The following is a 25,719-nucleotide window of genomic DNA, read 5'->3' on the forward strand; positions in this document are numbered from 1 at the left end:
CGCCGGCACGGCGTGGCCGTCCGCCTGCTCCCGCCGGTCGTAGTCTCGCAGGATGACGACGATGCAGACGCACACCCTCGCCGTACCCGGTGCCGACCTGGCCTACGACGTCCGCGGTCCGCTGCCCCCGACCGGCGGACGCCCCGTGCTGCTGATGATCGGTCAGCCGATGACGGCGGAGGGCTTCAGCGCGCTCGCGCCGCACTTCACGGACCGTACCGTCGTCACCTACGACCCGCGTGGCCTCGGCCGCAGCGTCCGCACGGACGGCCGGATCGACCACACGCCGCAGCAGCAGGCGGCCGACCTGCACCTGCTGGTCGAGGCCCTCGGTGCCGGCCCGGTCGACGTGTTCGCCAGTAGCGGCGGCGCGGTGACGGCACTCGAACTCGTCGCGACGTACCCCGGTGACGTCGGCACGCTGGTGGCGCACGAACCCCCGATCAACGCAGTGCTCCCCGACGCCCACGCCGCAGAGCGGGCCCGCGCCGGGTTCTACGACGCGTACCAGGCGAAGGGGACCGGCGCCGGCATGGCCGCGTTCATCGCGATGACGTCCTGGCAGGGCGAGTTCACCGACGCGTACTTCGCCCAGCCCACGCCCGACCCGGCGATGTTCGGCCTGTCGACCGACGACGACGGCACCCGCGACGACCCGTTGCTGTCGAAGAACTCGTGGGCGGTCACCGACTACCGGCCGGACGCGGGACTGCTCGCCGCCGCGCCGACCCGGATCGTGATCGCGGTGGGGGAGGAGTCGGCGGGGACGTACACCGCGCGAACGGCCCATGGCTTGGCGGCGGTGCTCGGTCAGGAGGCGGTGGTGTTCCCCAGTCACCACGGCGGCTTCCTCGGCGGCGAGTTCGGCTACGCGGGCAAGCCCGAGGAGTTCGCGGCCCGGCTGCGGGAGGTGCTGGACGCCGGCTGACCGGGCTGGGTCACCCGCGCTGCTCGCTCAGGATCTGCTCCCGCAGGATCTCGGCGTGCCCGCAGTGCTGGGCCAGCTCGCGCAGCACGTGCAGGTACACCCAGCGCAGCGGCTGCGGGCCACTGCGGTGGCCCCGCAGGAGGTCGTCCAGGCCCAGGGTGGCCGTGGCCCGGCGGGACGCCTCGCACGCCTCCTGGTGTGCCTGCCGGACGCCGGCGATGGTGTCGTTGTCGTCGAGGAGGAACGAGTCGCCCGGCGTGGGTGGGATGCCGATCTCGGCGCGTGAGCGGCACGTGACGGCCTCGTCGAACCAGACCTTCTCCACGAAGGTGGCGTGCTTCACCAGACCCAGCAGGGTGGTCCGGGACGGCACCAACGACCGGCGTACCTGCTCCTCGGTCAGCCCGTCCAGGTAGCCGTCGAGCGCCCGGCGGTGCTCGTCGATGAACGCCTCGAACTGCGCCTGCTCCGGCAAGGCGATGACATCGGGTGCGAAGGTCCCCGGCAAGGAAGTCATCCGCGAAGCATTCCAAGGTCATCGTCGGCTTGCAAACACCTTATTCAGCCGAAGGAGAGGAGTGCACCGCGCTCGTCGAAGCGGGCCGTGCCCGCCCAGGCGATCTCCCAGCGGTTGCCCTCCGGGTCGGCGAGGTAACCGGAGCGCCCACCCCAGGGCCGGTCGGTCGGCTCCGCCACCACCGTCGCGCCCGCCGCGACGGCCGCGGCGAAAGCCGTGTCGACCTCCTCGCGGCTGTCGAGGTTGCAGGCCAGGGTGACGCCCGACCAGCCACCGGCCGGGGCGGGCACGCCGGGCGCCGCCTCGGCGGCCAGCTCCGGCAGCGGGTAGAGCGCGAGCAGGACGCCACCGAGCAGGAAGGCCGACCACCCGTCGTCACTGGCCGGCACCTCAGGCCACCCCAGCGACCGGTAGAACGACCGTAGCGTGCCGATGTCGCGTGCTCCCAGCGTGACCACTGACAGTCGGGAGGGGACGGTGTTCATGGTCTGACCGTAATGCGATCAGTCGAGGCGGACGCTGACCGACTCGCCCGGCTCGACTCCCGCGCGGGCGTACACCTCGCCCTGCGGTGTCCAGACCCCCGACCGCCCCGCCGCCTCGGTGTACCCGCCACCGGTCGACCCGGCGAAGCTCGCCACCGCCACCCAGACCCGGTGCGCGGCGGTGATCCGCTGCGCCCGCTCGTCCACCACGGCGGCGTCGCGCGCGGCCTCAACGACGCCCGCCGCGTACACGTCGATCCCGAGCGCCGCGGTCCGCGCCGCGTGCGCGGCGACCCCGGTGTCCTTGCAGATCGCCAACCCCACCCGCCAACCGTCCACATCGAGCACCGCCGGGGCGTCGCCCGGTCGGAAACGGCGGGACTCCGCGCCGCCCAACCACATCTTCCGGTACGCCACGGTCACCCCGCTCCCGGTCACCCCCAGCGTCGCGATGTGGTCGCCCGCGACCGGCGCACCGGCCAGAGCCAACGCGCCCGTCTCCGCGCACGCCTCGACCAGCGGCGTCAACCGCGGGTCGTCGACCGACACGACCGGCGCGTCCAACTCGTACCCCGTCAGCGACAGCTCCGGGAAGACCACCACCCGGGCGCGCGCCGCGCGGACTGCGGCGGCGTGCGCCAGCGCGTTCTCTCCGACATCCAGGGGTACGCACGCCGGCTGCGCCGCCGCGAGCCGCAACGGGGTGCGGTTTTCCACACCCTTACCGATGTGGTCGACTCGTGCGGTCGGGCGGTCGTCCTCATGGTCGACTCTCAGGATCGCTTCGTACCGTGGGGGCATGATTCGAACGTCCCACGTCGTGCTCGCCACCGGAACCCCCACCGCCGCAGCGGAACCGCCGCAGGGCGGGATCGTCGGTTACGTCACCGACCTGGTGGAACGGCTCGGCGGCCCCGGTGCCGGCCTGGCGGTGGCGCTGGAGAACCTCTTTCCGCCGATCCCGAGTGAGGTGATCCTGCCGCTGGCCGGGTTCGTCGCCGCGCAGGGACGGATGAGTCTGGTCGGTGCGATCTTCTGGACCACGCTGGGCTCGGTCGTGGGCGCGCTCGCGCTCTACCTGATCGGCGCGTCGCTGGGGCGCGACCGGATGCGCGCCATCGCGGCCCGGCTGCCGTTGGTGAAGCTCGCCGACGTGGACCGGACCGAGGCGTGGTTCATCCGGCACGGCGTGAAGGCCGTCTTCTTCGGCCGGATGATCCCGATCTTCCGGAGCCTGATCTCCATTCCGGCCGGGGTGGAGCGGATGCCTGTCGCCACGTTCCTGATCTACACCACGCTGGGCAGCCTGATCTGGAACACCACGTTCGTGCTCGCCGGCTATTTCCTCGGCGACAATTGGCATCTGGTCGAGGGCTACGCCGGAATGCTCCAGAAGGTGGTGATCGTCGTCTGCGCGGCGGCGGCCGCCTGGTTCGTCGGGTCGCGTGTGCTGCGCGCCCGCCGCGCCGCCCGCAACCCCGAACCGGCCGCTCCCGAGCAGAGCGACCTGAACGGTGTGCCCGACCCGGCCGGTCGCGGCACCCTCTACCGAAGCGGCTCGTGGGCCTCGGACGAGCGCTGACCGGCCCGATCCGGTTCCCTCCGCTCTGCCTCACCTGACGCGGCACCCGGTGCCGCCGACCGGTGCGTCAGGGCTCGGCGCGAAAGGTGGACGAGATGGTGGGGGAGCGGCGACCCGGCAGGTGGTGGCACCGGCTCCGGCTGCCGGTCGGCGTCGCCGCCGGAATCGCGACGGCCGGTGTCGGGTTCGCCTTCCTCGCCCTCGTCGCCGCGTTCAGCCTGGGCGCGGTCACGCCTGCGGGCCGCCGTCGGGGCGCTGCCCTGACCAGGAGGTACGCGACGCGGCTGGTGCACCTGGAACGTCGCCGCCTGAGCGGGCTGCTCGCTGCGGAAGAGCTGCCCGCGGCGAACGATGTGGCGACCCGACGGCAGCTCGGCTACCTGGCCGCCCGACTGCTACCCGGCACGCTCGGCGTGCTGGCGTACGCCGTGCTGGCCATCGGCGTGGTGCTGGCCGGGATCGTACTGCGCGCCGCCGTACGCGGAGAGCTGGACCTCCTCGACGCCCTGGCCCAGATCGGAGTGGGGGCGGTCCTGCTGCTGCTCAACGTCCAAGCCCTCGCCAGCATCGCGGCGCTGGACGTCCGGTTGGCTCGGCGACTGCTCGGCCCGGATGGTCGAGCGGAGCTGACGCGGCGGGTCCAGGAGCTCACCACCAGCCGGGCCGGGGTCATCGCCGCTGTCGACGCCGAACGACAGCGCATCGAACGCGACCTGCACGACGGCCTCCAGCAACGCCTGGTCGCCCTCGGCATGCTGCTCGGCCGGGCCCGCCGTGCCCGCGACGCCGACCGTACGCACGCGCTGATCGTGCAGGCACACGAGGACGTACAGCGGGCCGTCCAGGAGTTACGCGAGGTGGCATGGCGGGTCTACCCGTCGGCACTGGACAGCAACGATCTGGGGGAGGTGCTGGCGATCGTCGCCCGAGGGTCGGAGGTGCCGGTGCGCATCCGGTGCGAGCTGCCGGTGCGCCCCGAACGGCAGATCGAGACGGTGCTCTACTTCGTGGCCTGCGAGGCGCTCACCAACGCCGCGAAACACGCCGCCGCTAACCTGGTCACCGTCGACATCGAGGCACAGGATGGGTGGGTCCGGATGCGCGTGCACGACGACGGTGTCGGCGGGGCGGAACCAGCCGGGCGCGGCCTGTCCGGGCTGGCCCGGCGGGTCGCCGCCCTGGACGGCCGATTTCAGGTGACCAGCCCGGCCGGCGGTCCGACGATCGTGCAGGCGGAGCTGCCGTGCGGCTAGTCCTCGCCGAAGACTCGACGCTGCTCCGGGAGGGCCTGACGCGGCTCCTCGCCGAGGAGGACCACGAGGTGCTCGCCGGTGTCGGGACCGCCGACGAACTCGTCGAGGCGGTCGGACGAGTCCGTCCCGACGTGGTCGTCACCGACGTCCGGATGCCGCCCACCCACACCGATGACGGACTGCGGGCCGCCCTGGAGATCCGCCGACGGTGGCCCGACACCGGCGTCCTGGTGCTCTCCCAGTACGTGGAGCGGCGGTACGCGGGCCGGCTGCTCGCCGACCGCCCCGAAGGGGTCGGCTACCTGCTCAAGGACCGCGTCGCGCAGGTGGACGACTTCCTCGACGCCCTCGACCGGGTCGCCGCCGGAGGCACCGCCCTCGACCCGGAGGTGATCCGTCAGGTGGTGGCCGGCTCGGAGCGGCCCGACCCGCTCGGTCGGCTCACGCCACGCGAACGGGACGTGCTGCACGAGATGGCGCAGGGCCACACGAACCTCGCCATCGCCCAGCGGCTGCACGTGTCGCAGAGTGCGGTCGAGAAGCACGTCAACGCCATCTTCGACAAACTCGACCTCGCTCACACGGCCGGCTACAGCCGACGAATCCTCGCCGTCCTGCGATATCTGGGCACCTGACGTCCTTACCTCTGCGACGTAGCCGCTCCGCCTTGATCCACTCGACTTCGGCGAAACGGCGGTATCCGTCACCCAGGACACCCCAACTTCGCCGAAGTCGAGTGGATCAAGCCTGCGTACGCGGACTGTGCGCCATGCGTACGTCGGTGGCGTGGATTACCGCCCGGTTTGGGTATCGAACCCTCGATGTCCGGTCCGAATGGGCGAGTTGTCTGGTATCGGACTGTGGTCGGCTGCACTCGTGGGCCGGAATGACGGCCGGGCGGGGGTCGTTACATACTCGGACGATCGCAGGACCACGGCCGCTGGCTCGACCGGCCGGCCCCGGAATGACCCCGGTCCGCAGATCGTTACACCCGGACCCCGGCTCGACCGGCACCCCGCTTCACCGGGTGTCAGCCGATGGTCCGACGCCGGGAATGACCCGGCCCGCTGGGTCGTTACACACGGACCCCGGCCTGACCGGCACCCCGCTTCACCGGGTGTCGCCGGATGGGTCGCCTCCGGGAATGACCCCGCCCCGCGGGTCGTTACACCCGGTCCCGGCGCCGCGAGCCCTCCGCTCGTAGGCCGCCGACCCCGGTGCGACAAGCCCTCGCTTGTAGGTCACCGAATCGCAGACTTCCCCCGTATTACTGCAGCGCCGGACGAGGTGCTCACACCCGCGCGATCTCGGCGGGTGTCCTTACCCCCGAAGGAGCTTCCCCCATGAACACGATCATGCGTAAGAGTGTGCTGTCCGTTGCTGGTCTGGCGTTCGCCGGTGGTGTGTTCGCCGGTCCGGTCGCCGCCCACGCCGACCCGGTGGATGCCAAGCCGGTTGCGACTGCCGTGCAGTCGGGTGCGCCGAAGCCGCAGGGTGAGCAGTCGCGCATCACCCTCAACGGCGAGCAGACCGCGAACGTGAAGGCGATCATCGCCGCGACGAAGAAGGCCGGCCTGCCCGAGCGGGCTGCGGTGATCTCGATCGCGACGAGCCTGCAGGAGTCGAAGTTGGAGAACCTGGGTCACCTCGGCGACGCCAACGACCACGACTCGCTGGGCCTGTTCCAGCAGCGACCGTCCAGCGGTTGGGGTACCCCGGAGCAGATCACCGACCCCGCCTACTCGACGACCGCGTTCTTGAAGGGCCTGAAGCAGGTTGACGGGTGGCAGGACATGCCGCTGACCGAGGCCGCGCAGACCGTGCAGGTCTCCGCCTACCCGGACGCGTACGCCCAGTGGGAGCAGCAGGCCACCGACCTGGTCGCCCAGTACTGGAACAGCTGACCCACCGCACCATCGCAGGACACGAACCGCTGGCCGGCACCCACACCCGGGGTGCCGGCCAGCGGTGTATCCGCCGCGCGGCGACGCCCGCCGCCACTGCGGCTGGCGTTCGCCCGCGAGATCTTGGACAGTTTCCGTTCGCGCGGAACGGAAACTGTCCAAGATCTCGCGATTCGTGGACCGACTTGGGCCGCCTTCGGCGCCCGGGCCGCCTTCGGCTCTCGGCCCCCGGGCCGCCCTCGGCCCCCGGGCCGCCCTCGGCCCCGGCCCCCGGCCCACGGACCTGGCCCGGCCTGCGGACCCCGCCGGGCGCATGGACCTCGCCTGCGGATCTGGTTTTGGTCCGGTCCCATGGACTTGGTTCGGTCTACGGGCGTGCTCCCCGGACCGTGTGCCCCGGCCCGCCCCCGCTCCGGCTGACGCCCCTGGCCTGGCCCACGGCCCTGGCCTGGCCCACGGCCCTGGCCTGGCCCACGGCCCTGGCCTGGCCCACGGCCCTGGCCTTTCGTCCCCGGGCCGTCCGCCTAGCGGATCGCCTGACGGGTTCGGCGGCGGGTCGTGGCGGGGGTGCGATGCCGGGAACAAGGTCGGGGTGGGGTTGGTTGTGGAGGGTGTCGGTGTGACTCAGTGTCCCCGGGCCTCACCTATATCGCCCTCGCGGAATACCGTTCGGCTGGAGCCGCGTCGTGCCACTCGCCGAGAGGCGACCTGCACACCGACACCAGCGCCGCCCCCGGCCCACAAGGCCGGGGGCGGCGCTGTCTGTGCGCAGAGGGCGGCGGCACAATGTCCGGATGACAGACGCGCAGCCGTGGTCCGAGCAGTCGGGCGTGCTCGTCCTCCCCAGTGGGGTCACGGTGCGCGGGCGCCGTGTCGCTGCCGAGACCTCGCCGGCCGACTTCGCCGTGCTGTTGGCCCCTGGTCCGGTGCCGGCCTGGCCGCATCGGCGGATCCGGTGGCCCGACTTCTGGGTTCCGCTGGATCGCGCCGACGCCCTCGATGCCCTGCGGGAGGCGCTGCGGCGGGCGCACGACGGTGAACGCGTCGAGGTGGCCTGCCGGGGTGGGGTGGGTCGTACCGGAACGGCCCTCGCCGCGTTGGCGATCCTGGACGGTCTGCCGGTCGAGCGGGCGGTGCCGTGGGTGCGGTCCGGCTACCACCCGAAAGCGGTCGAGACCCCCTGGCAGCGGCGTTGGCTGCGCCGCGTCGCCTGAGCAGCGAACCAAACCCAGGCTGCGCGCGCAGCCCGGAGAGCCGCGGGCTTCACCCCTTGGGGATCACCGCCGGTTCGGTGACGTACTCGCGTAGGTGGGTGGCGGTGAGGGTGTCGCCGTGGGCCACCAGGTCGGCGGGGGTGCCGGTGAAGACGACCCGGCCGCCGTCGTGTCCCGCCCCGGGGCCCATGTCGATCAGCCAGTCCGCGTGCGCCATGACCGCCTGGTGGTGCTCGATGACGATCACCGTGTTGCCCGCGTCGACCATCCGGTCGAGCAGGGCCAGCAACTGATCCACGTCGGCCAGGTGCAGGCCGGTGGTGGGTTCGTCCAGGACGTACGTGGTGGTCTTCTCCGCCAGGTGGATGGCGAGCTTGAGCCGTTGCCGCTCGCCGCCGGACAGGGTGGTCAACGGCTGACCGAGGCTGAGGTAGCCCAGCCCGACGTCGACCAGCCGGTTGAGGATGGGGTGCGGGAAGAACCCGTGCGCCTCGGTGACCGACATGGCCAGCACCTCGCTGATGTTCTTGCCGCGCAGCGTGTACGTGAGCACCTCGTCGGTGAAGCGTCGGCCCTCGCACCGTTCGCAGACGCTCGCCACGCCGGCCATCATCGCCAGGTCCGTGTAGATCAGGCCGATGCCTTTGCAGGCCGGGCAGGCGCCCTCGGAGTTGGCGCTGAACAGGGCGGCCTTGACGCCGTTGGCCTTGGCGAACGCGGTGCGGATCGGGTCGAGCAGCCCGCTGTAGGTGGCCGGGTTGCTGCGCCGGGAGCCACGGATCGGGGACTGGTCCACGATCACGACGCCGGGTCGGCCGCGCAGCGACCCGTGGATCAGCGAGCTCTTGCCGGAGCCGGCCACGCCGGTGACCACGGTGAGCACGCCGAGCGGGATGTCCACGTCCACGTCGCGCAGGTTGTGCAGGTCGGCCTGGCGGATGGCGAGCTGGCCGGTGGGTCGGCGTACGTCGGCGCGCACTGTCACCCGGTGGTCCAGGTGCCGACCGGTCAGGGTGTCGGAGCGGCGTAGCTCGGCGACGTCACCGGTGAAGCAGATCCGACCGCCGTCGCTGCCGGCCCCGGGGCCGAGGTCGACCACGTGGTCGGCGATCGTGATGGTCTCCGGTTTGTGCTCGACCACCAGCACGGTGTTGCCCTTGTCACGCAGTCGCAGCAGCAGGTCGTTCATCCGGGCGATGTCGTGCGGGTGCAGGCCGACGGTGGGCTCGTCGAAGACGTACGTGACGTCGGAGAGGCTGGAGCCGAGGTGCCGGACCATCTTCACCCGTTGCGCCTCGCCGCCGGAGAGGGTCGCCGACTCGCGGTCCAGGCTGAGGTAGCCCAGCCCGATCTCGACCAGGGACTCCAACAGGTCGCGGAGGTTGGCGACGAGTGGCGCTGCTCCCGGGTCGTCGACGCCTCGGACGAACGCGGCCAGGTCGTTGATCTGCATGGCCGAGCACTCGGCGATGTTCTGCCCGGCGATCCGCGACGACAGGGCCGCCGCGTTGAGTCGGGTGCCGCCGCAGTCGCCGCAACTGGTGAAGGTGACCGCCCGGTCGACGAAGGCGCGGATGTGCGGTTGCATCGACTCGCGGTCCTTGGCCAGCAGGAGCCGCTTGACCTTGACCGCCAGACCCTCGTACGTCCAGTTGTTGCTGCCCACCTTGATCTTCGTGGCCGGCTTGTGGAGGAAGTCGTCCCACTGCTGCGGGGTGAAGTCCTGCAGCTTGACGTCGGGGTCGAACAGGCCGGAGCCGACGATGGTCTGCCAGTACCAGGAGCCGACGGCGAAGTTGGGCGCGGTGATCGCGCCGTCGTTGAGGGAGCGTTCGACGTCGACCAACTCGTTGATGTCGAGGTCGGAGACCCGGCCCAGCCCTTCGCAGGTGAGGCACATGCCCTCGGGCAGGTTGAAGCTGAACGCCCCGGCGCCGCCCACCGCCGGTTGGCCGAGCCGGCTGAACAGGATCCGCAGCATCGCGTACGCGTCGGTGGCGGTGCCGACGGTGGAGCGGGAGTTGACCCCCATCCGTTCCTGGTCGACGACGATGGCCGCGCTGAGGTTGCGCAGCGAGTCGACGTCCGGCCGGTTGAGGTTCGGCATGAACGACTGGAGGAAGGCGCTGTAGGTCTCGTTGATCATGCGCTGGGACTCGGCGGCGATGGTGCCGAAGACGAGCGACGACTTGCCGGAGCCGGAGACGCCGGTGAAGACCGTCAACCGGCGTTTGGGGATGTCGACCGAGACGCTGGCGAGGTTGTTCTCCCGCGCTCCGCGTACCTCGATCATGTCGTGGCTGTCGGCGGCGGACCATGCTGGCTGCGACATGCGGACCCTTCACGGATTCGTGGCGGGACTCGTGCCCCGCCGGGCTGACGGGTTCCATTGTCTCATTCATCCCCATGTAGAGACTTTCGCCGAGATAGCCGAGCAGACTGCGGTGAACTGCTCGGGAAAGTCTCAAATCACGTGGTAACCGGTACGGTTGCCGTCGTGACCTCCGGACCGATCGAACGGCTGCGCGCCGTCGACCTCGCGGCCACCGTCGGGATCTCGGTGCAGCAGGTGCGCAACTACGTCGAGCAGGGGGTGTTGCCGCCGGTGCGCCGCACCGCCAGCGGTTACCGGATCTTCACGACCGAGCACGCGCGGGCGCTGACCGTGGCGCGCCGCCTGGCTGAGGGGCACGGCTGGATCCGTACCCGGGAGATCATGGCGGCGGTGCACTCCGGTGACCTGCCGACGGCCCTGGCGGCGCTCGACGGCGGCCACGCCGAACTGGACCGGGAACGCGCGGAGATCCGCCGGGTGCTCGGTGCCTTCGAGACCGTGCTGGCCAGCCCGTCGCAGGCCCGGCCCGCCCCACGCCGCGACGCCCGCATCGGCGAGGTCGCCGACCTGGTCGGCGTCCGGACCTCGCAACTCCGGCTGTGGGAGGACCGCGGGCTGCTGCGGCCGGGTCGCACCCCGGGCACCGACTACCGGGTGTACGACGAGGCGGAGCTACGCGCCGCGCAGGTCATCGCGCTGCTGCGCCGAGGCGCGTACCCGTTCGCGATCATCGAGGCGGTGCTGGGCGAGCTGCGGACCACCGGCAGCCCGCAGCGGGTGCACGCCGAACTGGCCCGCCGCGAGCAGGAGCTACACGCCCGCAGCCTGCGCCGGCTGCGGGGCAGCGCCGCGCTGCACGACTACCTGAGCGCTCGGGTTGACCCGCATCCCGTCCCGCCGGGCGATCGTCCTGACTAGGGTCGGGCACATGAGAGCTGCGCTGCTGGCGGCCACGACGTCCGCCGTCCTGCTCGCTCCCGCTCCGGTCGCCGCGGCGGGAGCGTCCGCCGCGCCGACGGTGCGATGCCCCCGGGTTCCGGTGCCGGCGATGTCCCGTCCACCCCGGCCCTCGCCCCCGCCCGCCGTGCCCGCGCAGCGGGTCGTCGGCGGCGTCGCGCTGGACACCGCCGGCCTGGTCGTGCCGGCCGATGTCGCCGCGCCACCGGCTGTCAGCGCCACGTCGTGGCTGGTCGCCGACCTGGACAGCGGCCAGGTGCTCGGCGGGTGCGGCCCGCACGAGTACGGCACCCCGGCCAGCGTGCAGAAACTCCTGCTGGCGGCCACGATGCTGCCCCGGCTGGACCCGAAGCAGACGGTCACCGTCACCGACGACGACATGAACATCGAACCCGGCTCCTCGGCCGTGGGCCTGGTCGCCGGAGGCCGGTACACCATCGAGACCATCTGGCTCGGGCTGCTGCTCAACTCCGGCAACGAGGCCGCCAACGCGCTGGCCCGACTCGGCAGCGGCACGGACAGCGCCGCCGGCGTACGCGCCATGAACGAGCACGCGCACCACCTCGGCGCGCTCCAGACGCACGCTGTCACCCCGTCCGGGCTGGACGGGGCGGGCCAGTTCACCAGCGCGTACGACCTGGCGTTGATCGCCCGCGCCTGCTTCGCCCAGCCGACCTTCCGCCGGTACGCGTTGACCGAGCAGACGTCGATTCCGGCCCAGCGGGCGCAACGCACCAAGGGTTTCGCCATCCAGAACGAGAACCAGCTCATCTACCGGTACCCGGGTGCGCTCGGCGGCAAGACCGGCTTCACCGACCTGGCCCGGCACACCTACGTGGGGGCGGCGGAACGGGGAGGACGACGGCTGGTGGTGACCCTGCTGGGTGCCGAATCGGCGCCGAAGCGCGGCTGGGAGCAGGGGGCGGCCCTGCTCGACTGGGGTTTCACCGTGCCCCGGGACGCCTCGGTCGGCCGGTTGGTCGAGCCGGGCGAGCTGACCGCCACGCCGTCGGCGGCGCCGTCCGCGTTGGCGGTTCCCGGCGCGCCCCGACCGGCGGCGGCCAGCGGGCCGGGGCACAGCGACGCGGGATGGCTCTGGTCGGTGACCGCGGCCAGCGGCGCGGCCGTGCTGGCCTTGATGGGTGGACTGCTGTGGCGGCGTCGCCGTCGCCTGCCCTGACGAATCGACATCCGGCGCTGCCCTCCATAGACTCCGGTCTTTGTGGCACCACGAGTCCAGGAGGATCCCTGTGTCGAGTGAACTCCCACCGCGCCTCCGCGTGGCGACACCCCGCCGCGTCCTGACCCGCCTCGCGGGGGTGACAGTGCTCGCCGGGGCGCTGGTCGTCGGCGCGTCCGCCGCCGCGCTCGCCGCGCCGGGCCCGTCGGCAGACGGGGCGAATGCGTCGGGCACGTCGGCCACCGCCTCCGCTGCGGGGCCCGCCGACGCCGCCACTCGACCGCCGCGCACCACGCACGGCCCGTGTGCGTACACCGAGACGCCGGACGAGCCGGCGGCCCGACCGGTGCCGCTGCCGCCCGACCCGCGACGCACCCCGGCCCGAGGCACGGTCCGGGTGACCCTGGCGACCAACCACGGCCCGATCGGATTGACACTGGACCGGGCCGCCGCGCCGTGCACCGTGCAGAGCTTCCTGCACCTGGTCGGCAAGCGGTTCTACGACCGCACGTCGTGCCACCGGCTCACCGCGTACCCGACGCTGAGCGTGTTGCAGTGCGGTGACCCCTCCGGCACCGGCGAGGGCGGCCCGGGATACCGCTACCGCGACGAACTGCCGACCGGCCTGCCGCCGGCGCCGACCGACCCGACCGGGGAACGCCGGGTGTACGCCCGTGGCGTCCTCGCGATGGCCAACGCCGGGCCGGACACCAACGGCAGCCAGTTCTTCCTGGTGTACGCGAACTCGGCGCTGCGCCCCAACTACACGATCTTCGGTGCGGTCGACGGTGCCGGGCTGGCCACCCTGGACCGGATCGCCGCCGGGGGAGTGGCCCCGACCGCCGAGGACCCCGCGCCCGTCGACGGCGCGCCCGCGCTGCCGGTGACGATCCGCAAGGCCGTCCGCTCGCACCACCACCACTGATCCGGCGGCGCGGTGGGCGACCAGTCGTCGCTCACCGCGCCCACCGGCGGCCCGGCATGGACGGGTCACCTCCCGGCGGCCTGCTGGCATGCCCGCGCAGCACCATCACCCCGAACCGGCCTCGGCCGGGTTGCTGTCCGGCGGCCGCAATTACCGGAACCGGATCGGAAGCGCTCCGACCGGTCTCCGGCACAGGTCCGGCCGTCACGACGGGTCGGGCGAGCCGGTCGGCGGGGCGGCGGTGCTGTCCCGCACGACCAGTTCGGTGGCGAGTTCGACACGAGGGGAGTCGATGCCCTCGCCCTGGGACAGGCGCAGCACGGTCCGGGCCGCCAACCGTCCCATCTCGACCAAAGGCTGGCGCACCGTGGTCAGCGGCGGTGACGCCCACCGGGCCTCCGGCAGGTCGTCGAAGCCGACGACGCTGACGTCGTCGGGCACTCGCAAGCCTCGGCGTCGAATGGCCTCGTAGACGCCGAAGGCCATCTGGTCGCTGGCGGCGAAGATGGCGGTCGGCGGGTCGGGGAGGTCGAGCAGCGCCGTGCCGCCGGAGAAACCGGAGGCGTGGTAGAAGTCGCCCGGGTAGATGAGCGCGTCGTCCACCGGCACCCCGGCGGCCTCCAACCCGGCCCGGTAACCGTCCAGGCGTGCGCGGCTGCACAGCAGATGCGTGGGGCCGGCCACGAAGCCGATGCGCCGGTGCCCGATCGACAGCAGGTGTTCGGTGGCGGCGAGCCCACCGGCCCAGTTGGTCGCGCCGATGGTCGGCACGTCCATGGCGGGAACGCCGGCCGGGTCGACGACCACCACCGGCACGTTGAGGCGGCGGAGCTGCGCGTGCAGCGGCGGGCTCAGGTGCGAGGTCACGAAGATGACACCGTCGGTGGCCCGGGCGCGCAGATTCTGCAGCCACTGCCGGGCGGCGGTGGGCTGCCGGTGGATCGCGGACACCACGGTGCCGAGGCCCGCGCCGTGCCCGACATCCTCCACGCCGCGGATGATCTCCACGGCCCAGGGGCTGTCCAGGTCGTTGAAGACCAGGTCCACGAGGCCGGCGCGGCGAACGCTGCGGCTGGTGCGCCGCCGGTAGCCGTGGTGACGCAGCAGCTCCTCGACCCGCTCCCGGGTGCCGGGGGCCACATCGGAGCGACCGTTGAGCACCCGTGACACGGTCGGCACCGAGACCCCGGCCTCCCGTGCGATCGCGGTGATGGTCACCCTGCGTCCGTCGTCCGCGCCCACCCGCGTCTCCTTCACCGAGCCGGAGGAACGACCGCAAGCCGCCGTCCGCCGTGTGTCCCGGAACGGCGTGCCCGTTCCACGCGTCATCTTGCCTCACCGGTAGGGGTTGAGGACATGCCAGGTCGGTTCCAGCGGGCGACGGAGTTACGGAAACATTCCGGACAACTTTCGGGCCACTTCCGTCCCTGTCGTTGATCGCGGTCTCAGTGCTGACACACCGGCCGGTCCGTGACCCAGTGCTGGTTGACCAGGTTGACAACGGGTGGAGGATCGGGGATGCCGCCCTCGGCGGCGATTGGTTTGGCGTTGAAGACCCGCAGGAAAAAGTTGATCACTTTGGCGACCAGGGCCGGAATGGTGTAGCCGATGCCGTACCTCGCGTTGATGGTGAGGTCGGCGCGGTTGCAGCCCTCGCGATTGGCGAGGCCCTGCAGACCACCGAAGCCCACGCTCGATCCTCGGGTGATGCCCACCGTGGTGGTGAGCCCGGCGTACAGTCCGGCGCTGAACACGACCGCGCCGAGGCCGACGAAGAACTTCACGTCGTAGTCGATGAGCAGGGCGTTCGCGCCCACCGACAGGCCGTCGACGGAGTCGACGAGGCTGCGCTTCACCTGTAGGCCGCCGGGCCAGCGTGGGCCGAACCTGCCGTCGGCGTAGCCGAAGCCCATGGTGCCGCCGAGTGAGTACTCGCCGGTCGCCCTGATCGTCGTCTGTCCGGCGCTGAAGCCGGTGCGGATGCCGATCGACTGCCGGACGGTCGCGGAGAGGGGGATGCCCAGGATGGATTCGAGAGGAACGCTGAAGGCGACCGGGACGAAGGCGACGGGATGGACGTTCTGGCCGGTCGTGGTGGTGGCGTCGACCTGGATCCGGATTCCGGCGGCGCCGTGGATCCGCAACTCGGCCGCGGTGACCGTGGACCCGTCGATCGCCAGGTGGAACGTCGCCGAGGGTTGCTTCATCGCGAAGACGATGGTGCCGGAGAGGTCGAGCCCACCGTCGCGGTAGGAGAAGCGGGCACCGACGCCGTCGGCGCAGCAGAGGCCCTCAGCCTCCAGTTCGTTCGGCCGGGCCGCGCCTGCGGTCAACGGCGCGGTGGCGGTGAGTGGCCGGGTGCCGGCCAGCGTCAGCGCGTTGCCGGTGGTGCTCGGGGCGCGGTCCGCGGTCGTGGGCGCCGCCGGTTCGGATCGCGACGCCGCGGTGCTCGGGTGGACCCAGAAGGTGTCGTCGAACTCGTAGGCGGTCGCGTCGACCAGGGAGACGGGCTGTTCGGAGGTGAATTCGCCGTCCTGGATGACGTCGGTGACGTTCACGGGGCCGATGGTGACGGCGAGGTCCCGGCCGTCACGGCGGGCGTCGATCACCCGCCCGACCCCGCGTCCGGTGACGAACATGACCTTGCCCGGGGCCAGCAGACCGGCGTTGCCGGCGTCGGGGTCGAGCCGCCAGGTCAGACCCCCGTCGGTGACCGACCGCACCGCGCCGCTGCCGCCGGACACGATGACGACGTCCCGGTGGAGGGTCACGTCCGGGTGTACGGCAGGTGCTGCCCCGTAGCGCAGATCATCGCCGTCACCGCCCGACGTGGTCGGCTGCGCGCCGAAGCACGCTGTCAGGCCGAGCAGGACGGGCAGGACGGTGGTGGCGGCGACGACCCGACGGGTTCGCCGCGTCGTGGGAGTCATAACCGGGTCACCGCGTCCCGAGCCAGGTCCCGCAACGCCTGCTGGGAAGCCGCCGGATCGGCCAGGCTGACCAGCCGGACGGCGACCCAGGTGCCGCCGGCGTTGACGAACACCGCGCCGTCCTCGAGGTACGCCTCGTCGCCGACGCCGGTGATGACCGTCAGGTCGTGGCCGAGTTCGCGGTCGATGTCGAGGATCTTCTTGGCCCCGGCGCCGACGTAGACCTCGACCTGGGCGGTGGGTCCGCTGATCGGGCCGGTGTAGGTGCACGACTCCGGCGCGGCGACCGCATCCTGCAGGGGTGTCCCGGCCAGGCGTTCGGCGGCGGCCTTCGGCACCAACGCGCACGGGTCGGCCGCCCGTGCCGGGGTCGTGGTGACGTCGGCGTGGTCGCCGGGGCCGGCCGGCGCGTCGACGGAGGGCTGCTCGACGGCGGACGGCGGCGGAGGCGGCTCCGCCGTGCCGCACCCGGTCAGCGCCAGGATCATGACCGCCACGGAGATGGCCGAGGCCTGCCGCGTTCCGGTGATCCCGGTGATGCGGGCCGGTCCGTGGCCGGGTAGTCGTCGCACGGGTACCCCTTTCTGGTCGGTCGCAGCCGTCGTCTGCGTGGCCGGTTCGGCGTGGACGTTGCACATCGGACTGTCCGGGCCGGATGTCAGGCGCGGTCCCGGACCAGGCCGATCAGCCGAACCGCGGTGGATCGGTCGCTGTTGTCGGTGACCCTGGTGACGACCTGGATCTCGCAGGCGCGGTCCCGGAGAGCGAACTCGGCGATGCCGCCCGAGGCGAAGCGGATGCCGTCGGCGCCGGGTTCGGTCTGTCCGTACGGGGATTCCGCCGGTAGGTCGCCGCCGACGGCGGTGCCGGCGCTGCCGATGTCGATGGTGATCGAGTGGTAGGTCTCCGGGTTCTCCCAGACGCAGGAGCTGCCACCGTCGCCGGAGTCGCCGGCCCGTGGGCCACCGGCTCCCGTGGTTCCGATCACCTGTGCGACCTCGTCGGCGGACAGCAGTGCGCAGGCATCGATCGGTTTCGCCTCGGTGCCCGCCGCGGTGACCGCGGGGGACGGGTCGCCGCCCGCCGCGGCCGGCCGGTCCGCCGGTGTCGAATCGCAGGCCGGTAGGCCGCCGAGCGCGACCGCGGCGGCTGCGAACACCCACCACCGACCCCGCCGTCGGATCGTTCCGTCCATCATGTGCTGGCCTCCTTCGCTGTCGATTCACTCAGCGCCCGGGGGTGGCCCGAGCAGTTCGATGCCGTGCCGAGCGGCGGCGTGGCCGAGGGCGGCGGGGTCGATCGGTGCCTGGTCGGGCAGACGCCGGTTCCGGGCGGGGGTGCCGGCCTCGGCGGCGAACTGCTCGAACCCGGCCGGGGTGGTGATCTGTAGGGCGCGCAGCGGCTCATCGGGCCGGACGAGGAAGGTGTGGGGCAGTCCGACGGGCAGGAGGACGAAATCGCCTGGCCCGGCGGTGAAGGCTTCGCCGTCGCAGCGGAACTCGGCGGTGCCGGACAGCAGGTAGAACAGCTCGTCCTCGTGCTGGTGTCGATGCAGGGGTGCGGCGAAGCCGGGCGGATTGATGAACTCGACGACGGTGAGACTGCCACGGGTCTGCTCGCCGGTTGCCTTGATGGTCATCAGGCTGCCGACGAACCAGTGGGCCTCTCCCTCGTCGGCGCGGCGCACGTACGGACGGGCGGTCATCGCGTCGCCTCCCTGTCTGGTGGATGCTGTCTATTCACTATCCGGCGTCCAGCGAATATGTTGCTAGTATGGCGAAGTCATGGACGGTGTCAAGGACGGAAAGCCGACCCGGCGTTACCGGTCAGCGGTGCGTGAGGAGAGCGCGCGGCGTACCCGGCGGGCAGTGGTCGGCGCGGCGGCCGAGTTGTTCGTCGCACGCGGTTACGCCGGCACCTCGCTGGCTGACGTGGCGGCCGCCGCGGGCGTCGCGCGCCCCACCGTGTTCGCCGCCTTCGGGTCTAAGCCGGCGCTGCTACGACAGGTCCTCGACGAGGCGCTCGCCGGCGACGACGAGCCGGTGCCTGTCGCGCAACGGCCCTGGTTCCGGCCTGTCTTCGAGGCCGACACGCAGGCCGGCGTCCTGCACGCCTACGCCGATGTGTGCACACTGATCGGCAGGCGCGCCGCGCGGATCTTCGAGACCGTGCGGCGGGCCGCGGACGAAGCGTCCGAGGTCGCCGACGTGTGGGAGACGCTGCTGCGCAACCGTCGTGCGGGCGCCACGATGGTTGTCGAACGAGTTCTCTCGCTCGGCCCGCTGCGCCAAGGCTCCGACGTCGAGCGGGCGATCGACGCTCTGTGGATCTTCAACGACCCGGCGCACTACGACGCGCTGGTGCTGCGGTGCGGCTGGACCGAGGACGAGTCCAGAGACTGGCTGGCTGAACGAATGCGGGAAACGCTTCTGGTCCGCTGACCCGGTCGGATCGAACTGTCCGGCCCTCGGCCCGACCGGTGAACCGGCGCGGGCTCCGGCCAGGGCTGATAGACAGGACTGGTGCGTACCCGCGTCTGTGCCGTCGTGCTCGCGTGCGTCGCGCTGCTCGGCGGATGTTCGCGGGCGGAGCCCCGGCCCGCCGCGCCGACCGCGTCCCCGCCGACGCCGGTCAGTCCCACGCCGAGCCCGGTCGAGCGGCTGCCCGGGTTCGTCGTGCTGACCGACGTCGACCCGCGCATCCACGCCGACATCCGCTACGCCACACCGCACAACTTCGTCGGCCGTCCGATCACCGGCTACCGCGAACCGTTGTGCCTGCTCACCCGGCAGGCCGCCGAGGCGCTGCGGCGGGTGCAGGACGCCGCGCTGGCCGGCGGGCACAGCCTCAAGGTGTACGACTGCTATCGCCCGCAGCCGGCGGTGGACGACTTCGTCGCCTGGTCGAAGCGCCCCGGCGAGCAGCAGACCAAGGCCGAGTTCTACCCGGACGTGCCCAAGAACCGACTCTTCGCCGACGGGTACATCGGGGCGCCCACCGCGCACAGCCGGGGCAGCACCATGGACCTGACCCTGGTCGACGAACCGCCCGCCGACCAGCCCCCGTACCGGGTCGGGCAGCCGCTGGTCGCCTGCACCGCGCCGCCCGGGCAGCGGTTCGCCGACAACAGCATCGACATGGGTACGGGCTTCGACTGCTTCGACTCCCGGGCGCACACCGCCGACGCCCGCGTCACCGGCACCCCCCGGGACAACCGCCGGTTGTTGCAGCGGCTGATGACCGACGCCGGGTTCGTCAACTACGACCGTGAGTGGTGGCACTACCGCCTGCGCGACGAGCCGTACCCGGACACGTTCTTCGCCGCGCCGGTGGCCCGCTCGTCGGTCGGCTGAAGCCCGGCCCGGCAGCACCGTCGTCGGGGGCGTCCGGCATGATCGTCGCAATGACCATCGAACGGATCGGCCCCCCGGTCACCGGCGACGAGCGGGAGACGCTCCGCGCATTCCTCGACTTCCACCGCGCGACGCTGGCGCTCAAGTGCGAGGGCCTGTCCGACGAGGAGCTGCGACGACAGTCCATGCCGCCCTCCACGCTCTCCCTGCTCGCCCTGGTGCGGCACATGGCGGAGGTGGAACGCGCCTGGTTCCGACGGGTCATCGACGGCCAGGACGTTCCGTTGGTCTGGTCGGAGACCGGCGACTTCCAGCAGGCGTACGACGCCGGCTCGGCGACCCGGGCGGAGGCGTTCGCCGCCTGGGAGCGTGAGGTCGAAGAGGCCCGCCGGATCGAGCGCGCCGCGCCGTCGTTGGACGTGACCGGTCACAACGTCCGCTCCGGCGAGACGGTGTCGCTGCGGCTGGTGATGCTGCATCTGATCCACGAGTACGCCCGGCACAACGGCCACGCGGACTTCCTCCGCGAGGGCATCGACGGCACCGTCGGGGTCTGATCGGCGGGTCAGGTCCAGTAGAGGATCCGGCAGGCGGGGACCCGGGCGGTCAGTTCGGCGGTGAACCAGCCGCGCAACTCGGCCATCGTGTCGCGCGGGTAGACGTACTTCACCGCGCCGAACCTGCCGTGCTTGCGGCTGCGGGACTCCTCGTCCATCTCCAGTCGGGTCCGCGGGTACCAACCGAGTAGCACCTCCTTGCTGCCGGGGGTGAACCGGTGGGTGATCAGCTCGGCGGTCAGGTCGAGGTCGGGCACCCCGTCGACCGCCGCGCGGACCTGGTCGAGCAACTCCCCGTAGCGTTCCCGCCAGTCGGGCAGCGCGATGATCGGCGCGATGGTCAGCCCCACCGGGTAGCCGTCCAGCGCGAGTCGGCGCAGTGCGGCCAGGCGGTCCGGTACCCGGGCGGTGCCGCCCTCGAACCGAACGCCGACCGGGGCGCAGTTGACGCTGAACCGCACCCGGGTCCGGCCGGCGTGCGGTAGCCCGACGAAGGTGCCCACGTCCGCGTACTTGGTGGTCCAACGCAACTGCACCGGCGCGTCCCAGTCGGCGAAGTGCCGCACCGCCCGCCGCCAACTGCCGGTCAGGTGCTCCAACGCGAGCGGGTCGGTGTAGCAGGACGCCTCGAAGGTGGTGCCCTCGTCGGCGCGTCGCGCGTTGCGGCTGGTCACCGTCCCCCGCCCGGCGTACGCGCTCAGCCCGGCCAGGATGTCGTCGAGGTCCGCGTACACCCGGGTCACCGGTGGGCCGGACAGTGAGCCGGCGAGGTAGCAGTACTGGCAGTGGGCGGGGCAGCCCTCGGCCAGGTCGACCCGCCAGTCGGCGCTGGGGGCGATCGGTTGCAGCACGCGTCGCGAGGGTGGGCTCACCACGATCGCCATCGTCGCCTTGGCCCGCAAGTACGTCTCCCGGTCGGTCTGCCCACGTACCCCGGTGAGCCGGTTGGATCTCAGGTGTTCCACCTCGATGCCCAGGGCCCGTACCCGGTCGGCGATCCGTTGCCCGTGCGGGTGTTCCAGCGCGGCGGGGGTGGCCACCACCCGGCCCGGGGTCCAGCGGCGCGCCGGTCTGGCCGGCGGCGCGAGACCGGCCAGGTCACGGGTCGACACCCGCTCGCCGCTGGCGTCGTGCGGCGCGGGGGGTACGTCCAGGGCGAGTGGCTGGTCGACGTCGACGGCGTCCGGGCTGGTCACCGGGCCGGGGTACCCGCTGCCGCCGGAATCCCACCCGTTCGGCCGATCGGCGATTGACGTGATCAGGTCAGAGGAATAACCTTTCGTCTATCTGTAAACAATGTGAACAGATATCCCTCGACGCGGCGGCGCGCGTCCCCACCGAAGGGACGATCAGGTGATCGCAGAACTCCCCACCCGTACCAGACGAATCCTGTCGTTGTTCGTCGCGCTCGTCGTCGCGCTCACCGCCGGCGTCGCGGTCAGCGCCACACGCTCCGCGCAGGCCGCGCCGACGTTCAAGGTCCTGGCCTTCTACAACGGCACCTGGGACGCCGCGCACATCGACTTCGTCAAGGACGCCCGGGCCTGGTTCCCGCAGGCCGCCGCCCAGCACGGCTTCTCCTGGGAGGCCACCAACAACTGGAGCCTGCTGAACACCTCCAACCTGGCCCAGTACAAGGTCGTCATGTTCCTGGACGACGCGCCGCCCACCGCCCAGCGGGCCGCGTTCCAGCAGTACGTGCAGAACGGCGGGGGATGGCTGGGCTTCCACGTCAGCGCGTTCACCACGAACCCGTCGAGCTGGAGCTGGTACTACAACACCTTCCTCGGCACCGGCTCGTTCCAGACGAACACCTGGGGACCGACCCGGGTCACGATGCGCGCCGACAACCGCACCCATGCCGCCACCCGCAACCTGCCCGCGACGTTCCAATCGTCGATCAGCGAGTGGTACTCCTGGAGCAACGACCTGCGGCAGAACCCCGACATCGACATCCTCGCCTCGGTCGACCCGTCCAGCTTCCCGGTCGGCACCGACCCCAACCAGTCCTGGTACGGCGGCTACTACCCGCTCGTCTGGAGCAACCGGCAGTACAAGATGCTGTACGCCAACTTCGGCCACAACGCGATGAACTACAGCACCAACACCGGCCTGTCGTCCACCTTCGACAGCCCGCAGCAGAACCAGTTGCTGATCGACGGGCTGCACTGGCTCGCCGGTGTCACCGGCACGTCCCCGACCACGCCCCCGCCGTCCGACGGCATCTCGCCGACCGCCTGGCACACCGTGGTCAACCGGGGCAGCGGCAAGTGCGTGGACGCCCGGGCCGCCGCCAGCGCGAACGGCACCGCCATCCAGCAGTACACCTGCAACAGCAGCGCCGCCCAGCAGTACCAGTTCGTGCCGACCAGTGGCGGTTTCCTGCGGGTCAACAATCGCAACAACAGCGCCCAGGTGCTCGACGTGACCGACCGGTCGACGGCCGACTCCGCGCCGATCCAGCTCTGGTCCTACAGCGGCGGCAACAACCAGCAGTGGCGCGCCGAGGCCGAGGGCAACGGCTACTACCGCCTGGTCAACCGCAGCAGCGGCAAGTGCCTGGACGTGCCGGGAGCGTCCATGGCGGACAGTGTCCAGCTCATCCAGTACACCTGCAACGGCACCGCCGCGCAGTCGTTCCGCCTGGTGGCCATGTCATAACTCCGCGATAGCCTCGCGGCCATGGCGATTCCCGACCTGGTGCCGATCGCGCACGAGCCTGACTACCGCACCAGCACCATCGGCCACTACGACAAGGGTCAGTTCTTCGGCTCCGTCACCGCCACTCTCGCAGACGGTGCCGGAGCCGAAGACGACTGGTACCGCCACAAGCGCTGGTACGCGGTGCTGCACCGGTTCGACGCCGACGGCGCACACATCGACTCGGACATCTGGTTCGCCGGCACCAGCGAGACCGAGGACGCCTCCATCGACCGGGCCGAAGCCCGCCTCGCCGAGTGGCTGGACGCGCTGCCCGGCCGGCACTTCGCCGACATCGCCATCGCGCTGTTTCAGGTCGAGGTCGACGGGCACGTCTTCGGGCTGGTCGACTGGTCCCACGAGTACGACGGCGCGGACCACGCCGAGTTCCTCCCCGACGACCTCGGGTTCGACCCGCCCTGGGACGGCTGTTACGACACCTGAGCCAAGCGCGCCGGCCACACTCGGGCGGCGGCGATATCCATTGCGGACCCGCCGCCGCCCTCCTACTGTCAGCGGTGCACGATCACACCGATCAACCCCGAAGGGAGTCCGCCATGTCGCGACGCGTCCGCACCGATGCCCTCCGGCGGCTGCTCCCTGCCGGCACCCCTGCGTGTGACACCGCCGAAACCCGTGCCTACCGCCCGTTGCGGGGTATGCCGGGGTGGCGCGACTAACGCCGACGCTGACGCGTCCGCCGGGCCGCCCCATCCCACCGGGATCGGGCGGCCTCTTCGTAACCACGCACCGCCTCTGACCATTTTCGGTCACCATTCGACAGAAGGAACCCACGATGGGATTCACCCCCCTCGCCGGCACCCGGGCGCCGGTCCGGGTCTGGACCGACCCGTACGCCATCGAGGCGCAGGCCGCCAAGCAGCTGCGCAACATCGGCGCGCTGCCCTGGGTGCAGGGGGTCGCCGTCATGCCCGACGTGCACTTCGGCAAGGGCGCCACGGTCGGCTCGGTCATCGCGATGCGGCAGGCCGTCTCGCCGGCCGCGGTCGGTGTCGACATCGGCTGCGGGATGTCGGCGGTACGCACCTCGCTGACCGCCGCCGACCTGCCCGACGACCTCGGCCGGCTGCGCTCGGCGATCGAGGCCACCATCCCGGTCGGCTTCGCCCAGCGGCAGGACCAGGTCGACACGCGTCGGGTCCGTGGCTTGGAGCAGGCCGGTTGGGACGACTTCTGGGGCCGGTTCGCCGGCCTGGACCGGCGCGTGGCGCAGCTGGAGACGCGGGCGCGGCGGCAGCTCGGCACCCTCGGCGGGGGCAACCACTTCATCGAGGTCTGCCTGGAGCAGGGTGGGGCCGACGAGGGTCGGGTCTGGCTGATGCTGCACTCCGGGTCCCGCAACATCGGCAAGGAACTGGCCGAGCGGCACATGGCCGTGGCCCGGGGCCTGCCGCACAACGCCGACCTGCCGGACCGGGACCTGGCGGTGTTCCTCACCGGCACGCCGGAGATGGACGCGTACCGCAGGGACCTGTGGTGGGCGCAGGAGTACGCGCGGCGCAACCGGGCCGTCATGCTTGCCCTGCTCTGCGGCGTGGTGCGGGAGCAGTTCCCGCACGTCTCCTACGACGAGTCGATCTCATGTCACCACAACTACGTCTCGGAGGAGAGCTACGACGGGGTGGACGTGCTGGTCACCCGCAAGGGCGCGATCCGGGCCGGCCGGGGTGACCTGGGCATCATCCCCGGGTCGATGGGCACCGGGTCGTACATCGTCCGGGGCCGGGGCAACCCGGACGCGTACTGCTCGGCCTCGCACGGTGCCGGGCGGCGGATGTCGCGGGCGCAGGCCAAGCGGACGTTCAGCACCGACGACCTGGCCGCGCAGACCGTCGGGGTGGAGTGCCGCAAGGATGCCGGGGTGGTCGACGAGATCCCCGGCGCGTACAAGGACATCACCGAAGTGATGGCCCAGCAGGAGGACCTGGTCGAGGTGGTCGCCCACCTCAAGCAGGTGGTCTGCGTGAAGGGCTGAGAGGTCGCGCGGGCCGGGTCACCGGCCCGCGCGGCACCCACTCAGAAACCGGCGAAGACCCGGCGCAGGTCGTCCAGGGTCACCGGGCCGGTCACCCGCACCCCGTCCGGGGTGTACGCGGCACCGAGCCGGCCGACCGCCAGCCGCAACCACGCCTCGGCGGGCGCGACCAGCTCGCCGTCGGGCTGCTCCGGCGCGTCGACGATCTCGACCTTCTCGCCGAGCCGCAGCCCGAACGTCCGCTCCGGCGCGTGCAGGCGCAGCAGCAGGGTGGCCTCCCGACCGGCCAGCTCCTGCGGTCGGCTGGTCCAGGCCAGCATCCCGCCGATCTGGTCGAGCAGCAGCGCCACCGCCCCCGGCGTCACCGCGGCGAACCTGTTGAACGCCACCTCGGCGTCCCACTGGTGCAGCGCGAACTCGCTGAGCCGGAAACGGCCCGCGGTGGCCACGTCGACCGGCTCCGGCAGGAAGCCCAGGTCGATCCGGAGCGAGGCGCGCGTCTCCGCGTCCAACGCCTCGTACGCCTCGACCAGGCGTTCGTTGGCGGCGAGGAACCCGGCGGCGTGCTCGGCCGGGGACATCGCGTCCCAGCGGGCCCAGACGCCACGGTTGAAGTCGCCGTCCGGGGCGGGCGCGCCGGTGCGGGCGGCGTCCAGCGCCGCCAGGTTGATCTCGGCGCCGCTGCCCAGGTGACTCAACACCTGGGAAACCTGCCATTCGCTGGCCCCCGACGGGCGGAGCAGGTCGTCCTCCTTGAGGTCCCGCACGAGCGCGGCGAGCTCCTCGTGGCCCGCGCGCAGAGCCGTGATGATCTGGTCAGCTGGGGTGGACATGGATCTCCTCAAACGGACTTTCGACGATGGTCGGGACGTTACCGGAAGCGACCGCCGACCGGTCCGTCCC

General features: G+C 71.7%; 26 protein-coding genes. 15 read left to right on the forward strand and 11 right to left on the reverse strand.

From position 1 onward, the window contains the following. Nucleotides 1-52 precede the first annotated feature (52 nt). Nucleotides 53-928, forward strand: coding sequence for an alpha/beta hydrolase (locus O7616_RS18840; RefSeq protein ID WP_282303210.1), 876 nt, complete (start codon nt 53-55; stop codon nt 926-928). Nucleotides 929-938: 10 nt separating this feature from the next. Here the strand turns inward: O7616_RS18840 and O7616_RS18845 are convergent, their stop codons facing one another. Genes O7616_RS18845 through O7616_RS18855 form a run of 3 tightly spaced genes read right to left on the reverse strand, consistent with a single transcriptional unit; the run spans nt 939 to nt 2,647 of the window. Beyond that, nucleotides 939-1,445 (reverse strand): DinB family protein, encoded by a 507-nt coding sequence (locus O7616_RS18845; protein WP_282303211.1) that lies wholly within the window; start codon nt 1,443-1,445, stop codon nt 939-941. A 44-nt stretch (nt 1,446-1,489) separates the two neighbouring features. Continuing rightward, complete coding sequence (locus tag O7616_RS18850; protein WP_282303212.1) at nt 1,490-1,930, reverse strand: VOC family protein; 441 nt, start codon at nt 1,928-1,930, stop codon at nt 1,490-1,492. A gap of 18 nt (nt 1,931-1,948) precedes the next feature. After that, nucleotides 1,949-2,647 carry a carbon-nitrogen hydrolase family protein gene (locus O7616_RS18855; protein WP_282303213.1) on the reverse strand — a complete coding sequence of 233 codons (699 nt, stop codon included), beginning with the start codon at nt 2,645-2,647 and terminating at the stop codon, nt 1,949-1,951. A gap of 82 nt (nt 2,648-2,729) precedes the next feature. Between O7616_RS18855 and O7616_RS18860 the strand changes: the two genes are divergently transcribed. The 5 genes from O7616_RS18860 to O7616_RS18880 all read left to right on the forward strand — a co-directional run bounded on the left by O7616_RS18860 (nt 2,730) and on the right by O7616_RS18880 (nt 7,883). Further along, nucleotides 2,730-3,512 carry a DedA family protein gene (locus tag O7616_RS18860; RefSeq protein WP_282260017.1) on the forward strand — a complete coding sequence of 261 codons (783 nt, stop codon included), beginning with the start codon at nt 2,730-2,732 and terminating at the stop codon, nt 3,510-3,512. A 95-nt stretch (nt 3,513-3,607) separates the two neighbouring features. Continuing rightward, nucleotides 3,608-4,765 carry a histidine kinase gene (locus O7616_RS18865; protein ID WP_282303214.1) on the forward strand — a complete coding sequence of 386 codons (1,158 nt, stop codon included), beginning with the start codon at nt 3,608-3,610 and terminating at the stop codon, nt 4,763-4,765. Beyond that, nucleotides 4,756-5,400, forward strand: a complete 645-nt coding sequence (locus tag O7616_RS18870) for a response regulator transcription factor (RefSeq protein ID WP_282303215.1) — start codon at nt 4,756-4,758, stop codon at nt 5,398-5,400. The genes O7616_RS18865 and O7616_RS18870 overlap by 10 nt, the downstream gene beginning before the upstream one ends. A 708-nt stretch (nt 5,401-6,108) precedes the next feature. Further along, on the forward strand, nt 6,109-6,669 hold the full coding sequence (locus O7616_RS18875) for a hypothetical protein (protein WP_282303216.1): 561 nt from the start codon (nt 6,109-6,111) through the stop codon (nt 6,667-6,669). 794 nt (nt 6,670-7,463) lie between these two features. Beyond that, nucleotides 7,464-7,883 carry a protein-tyrosine phosphatase family protein gene (locus O7616_RS18880; RefSeq protein ID WP_282303217.1) on the forward strand — a complete coding sequence of 140 codons (420 nt, stop codon included), beginning with the start codon at nt 7,464-7,466 and terminating at the stop codon, nt 7,881-7,883. 49 nt (nt 7,884-7,932) lie between these two features. Here O7616_RS18880 and O7616_RS18885 read toward each other — a convergent pair whose 3' ends face one another. Continuing rightward, nucleotides 7,933-10,215, reverse strand: a complete 2,283-nt coding sequence (locus O7616_RS18885; protein ID WP_282303218.1) for an excinuclease ABC subunit UvrA — start codon at nt 10,213-10,215, stop codon at nt 7,933-7,935. A gap of 165 nt (nt 10,216-10,380) precedes the next feature. Here O7616_RS18885 and O7616_RS18890 point away from each other — a divergent pair, with 165 nt between their 5' ends. The 3 genes from O7616_RS18890 (at nt 10,381) to O7616_RS18900 (ending at nt 13,280) form a co-directional block, all read left to right on the forward strand. Beyond that, nucleotides 10,381-11,136, forward strand: coding sequence for a MerR family transcriptional regulator (locus O7616_RS18890; RefSeq protein ID WP_282303219.1), 756 nt, complete (start codon nt 10,381-10,383; stop codon nt 11,134-11,136). Between the two features lie 10 nt (nt 11,137-11,146). Continuing rightward, complete coding sequence (locus O7616_RS18895; RefSeq protein ID WP_282303220.1) at nt 11,147-12,355, forward strand: serine hydrolase; 1,209 nt, start codon at nt 11,147-11,149, stop codon at nt 12,353-12,355. A 70-nt stretch (nt 12,356-12,425) separates the two neighbouring features. Continuing rightward, a complete protein-coding gene (locus tag O7616_RS18900) occupies nt 12,426-13,280 on the forward strand; it encodes a peptidylprolyl isomerase (RefSeq protein WP_282303221.1) in 855 nt (284 codons plus the stop codon). Between the two features lie 204 nt (nt 13,281-13,484). Here the strand turns inward: O7616_RS18900 and O7616_RS18905 are convergent, their stop codons facing one another. The 5 genes from O7616_RS18905 to O7616_RS18925 form a co-directional block, all read right to left on the reverse strand. Beyond that, the gene (locus O7616_RS18905; RefSeq protein ID WP_282303222.1) at nt 13,485-14,522 is read right to left on the reverse strand and encodes a LacI family DNA-binding transcriptional regulator; all 1,038 of its coding nucleotides are present in this window, start codon (nt 14,520-14,522) and stop codon (nt 13,485-13,487) included. Nucleotides 14,523-14,725: 203 nt separating this feature from the next. Beyond that, nucleotides 14,726-16,210, reverse strand: coding sequence for a hypothetical protein (locus O7616_RS18910; RefSeq protein WP_282303223.1), 1,485 nt, complete (start codon nt 16,208-16,210; stop codon nt 14,726-14,728). Then, nucleotides 16,207-16,782 (reverse strand): hypothetical protein, encoded by a 576-nt coding sequence (locus tag O7616_RS18915; protein WP_282303224.1) that lies wholly within the window; start codon nt 16,780-16,782, stop codon nt 16,207-16,209. The genes O7616_RS18910 and O7616_RS18915 overlap by 4 nt, the downstream gene beginning before the upstream one ends. Nucleotides 16,783-16,868: 86 nt before the next feature. Continuing rightward, a complete protein-coding gene (locus O7616_RS18920) occupies nt 16,869-17,408 on the reverse strand; it encodes a hypothetical protein (RefSeq protein ID WP_282303225.1) in 540 nt (179 codons plus the stop codon). A gap of 24 nt (nt 17,409-17,432) precedes the next feature. After that, nucleotides 17,433-17,915 (reverse strand): quercetin 2,3-dioxygenase, encoded by a 483-nt coding sequence (locus tag O7616_RS18925; protein ID WP_282303226.1) that lies wholly within the window; start codon nt 17,913-17,915, stop codon nt 17,433-17,435. A 163-nt stretch (nt 17,916-18,078) separates the two neighbouring features. Between O7616_RS18925 and O7616_RS18930 the strand changes: the two genes are divergently transcribed. From O7616_RS18930 to O7616_RS18940, 3 genes are all read left to right on the forward strand, one after another. Continuing rightward, the gene (locus O7616_RS18930; RefSeq protein ID WP_282303227.1) at nt 18,079-18,651 is read left to right on the forward strand and encodes a TetR family transcriptional regulator; all 573 of its coding nucleotides are present in this window, start codon (nt 18,079-18,081) and stop codon (nt 18,649-18,651) included. 123 nt (nt 18,652-18,774) lie between these two features. Further along, complete coding sequence (locus O7616_RS18935) at nt 18,775-19,563, forward strand: M15 family metallopeptidase (RefSeq protein WP_282307668.1); 789 nt, start codon at nt 18,775-18,777, stop codon at nt 19,561-19,563. Nucleotides 19,564-19,613: 50 nt separating this feature from the next. Next, on the forward strand, nt 19,614-20,120 hold the full coding sequence (locus tag O7616_RS18940) for a DinB family protein (protein WP_282303228.1): 507 nt from the start codon (nt 19,614-19,616) through the stop codon (nt 20,118-20,120). An 8-nt stretch (nt 20,121-20,128) separates the two neighbouring features. On the opposite strand, the gene O7616_RS18945 is transcribed toward O7616_RS18940, so the two are convergent. Continuing rightward, entirely contained in the window at nt 20,129-21,316 is a 1,188-nt protein-coding gene (locus O7616_RS18945) for a spore photoproduct lyase family protein (RefSeq protein ID WP_282303229.1), read from the reverse strand. Nucleotides 21,317-21,473: 157 nt separating this feature from the next. On the opposite strand from O7616_RS18945, the gene O7616_RS18950 reads away from it, so the two are divergent. The 3 genes from O7616_RS18950 (at nt 21,474) to O7616_RS18960 (ending at nt 24,816) form a co-directional block, all read left to right on the forward strand. Further along, nucleotides 21,474-22,781, forward strand: coding sequence for a ThuA domain-containing protein (locus tag O7616_RS18950; protein WP_282303230.1), 1,308 nt, complete (start codon nt 21,474-21,476; stop codon nt 22,779-22,781). Between the two features lie 21 nt (nt 22,782-22,802). Then, nucleotides 22,803-23,264 (forward strand): hypothetical protein, encoded by a 462-nt coding sequence (locus tag O7616_RS18955; protein WP_282303231.1) that lies wholly within the window; start codon nt 22,803-22,805, stop codon nt 23,262-23,264. 352 nt (nt 23,265-23,616) lie between these two features. Beyond that, a complete protein-coding gene (locus O7616_RS18960; RefSeq protein WP_282303232.1) occupies nt 23,617-24,816 on the forward strand; it encodes an RtcB family protein in 1,200 nt (399 codons plus the stop codon). Nucleotides 24,817-24,857: 41 nt separating this feature from the next. Here O7616_RS18960 and O7616_RS18965 read toward each other — a convergent pair whose 3' ends face one another. Further along, nucleotides 24,858-25,649 carry a maleylpyruvate isomerase family mycothiol-dependent enzyme gene (locus O7616_RS18965; protein ID WP_282303233.1) on the reverse strand — a complete coding sequence of 264 codons (792 nt, stop codon included), beginning with the start codon at nt 25,647-25,649 and terminating at the stop codon, nt 24,858-24,860. Nucleotides 25,650-25,719: the final 70 nt, after the last annotated feature.

Origin of the sequence: Micromonospora sp. WMMD964, from assembly GCF_029581455.1 — a bacterium.
Classification (GTDB): domain Bacteria; phylum Actinomycetota; class Actinomycetes; order Mycobacteriales; family Micromonosporaceae; genus Micromonospora.

Coding starts and splice junctions, on each gene's coding strand:
- O7616_RS18895 (WP_282303220.1), top strand. CDS start 11,147: ATGAGAGCTGCGCTGCTGGCGGCCACGACGTCCGCCGTCCTGCTCGCT.
- O7616_RS18865 (WP_282303214.1), top strand. CDS start 3,608: ATGGTGGGGGAGCGGCGACCCGGCAGGTGGTGGCACCGGCTCCGGCTG.
- O7616_RS18910 (WP_282303223.1), bottom strand. CDS start 16,210: ATGACTCCCACGACGCGGCGAACCCGTCGGGTCGTCGCCGCCACCACC.
- O7616_RS18960 (WP_282303232.1), top strand. CDS start 23,617: ATGGGATTCACCCCCCTCGCCGGCACCCGGGCGCCGGTCCGGGTCTGG.
- O7616_RS18955 (WP_282303231.1), top strand. CDS start 22,803: ATGGCGATTCCCGACCTGGTGCCGATCGCGCACGAGCCTGACTACCGC.
- O7616_RS18860 (WP_282260017.1), top strand. CDS start 2,730: ATGATTCGAACGTCCCACGTCGTGCTCGCCACCGGAACCCCCACCGCC.
- O7616_RS18940 (WP_282303228.1), top strand. CDS start 19,614: ATGACCATCGAACGGATCGGCCCCCCGGTCACCGGCGACGAGCGGGAG.
- O7616_RS18885 (WP_282303218.1), bottom strand. CDS start 10,215: ATGTCGCAGCCAGCATGGTCCGCCGCCGACAGCCACGACATGATCGAG.
- O7616_RS18840 (WP_282303210.1), top strand. CDS start 53: ATGACGACGATGCAGACGCACACCCTCGCCGTACCCGGTGCCGACCTG.
- O7616_RS18850 (WP_282303212.1), bottom strand. CDS start 1,930: ATGAACACCGTCCCCTCCCGACTGTCAGTGGTCACGCTGGGAGCACGC.
- O7616_RS18845 (WP_282303211.1), bottom strand. CDS start 1,445: ATGACTTCCTTGCCGGGGACCTTCGCACCCGATGTCATCGCCTTGCCG.
- O7616_RS18925 (WP_282303226.1), bottom strand. CDS start 17,915: ATGACCGCCCGTCCGTACGTGCGCCGCGCCGACGAGGGAGAGGCCCAC.
- O7616_RS18880 (WP_282303217.1), top strand. CDS start 7,464: ATGACAGACGCGCAGCCGTGGTCCGAGCAGTCGGGCGTGCTCGTCCTC.
- O7616_RS18920 (WP_282303225.1), bottom strand. CDS start 17,408: ATGATGGACGGAACGATCCGACGGCGGGGTCGGTGGTGGGTGTTCGCA.
- O7616_RS18965 (WP_282303233.1), bottom strand. CDS start 25,649: ATGTCCACCCCAGCTGACCAGATCATCACGGCTCTGCGCGCGGGCCAC.
- O7616_RS18875 (WP_282303216.1), top strand. CDS start 6,109: ATGAACACGATCATGCGTAAGAGTGTGCTGTCCGTTGCTGGTCTGGCG.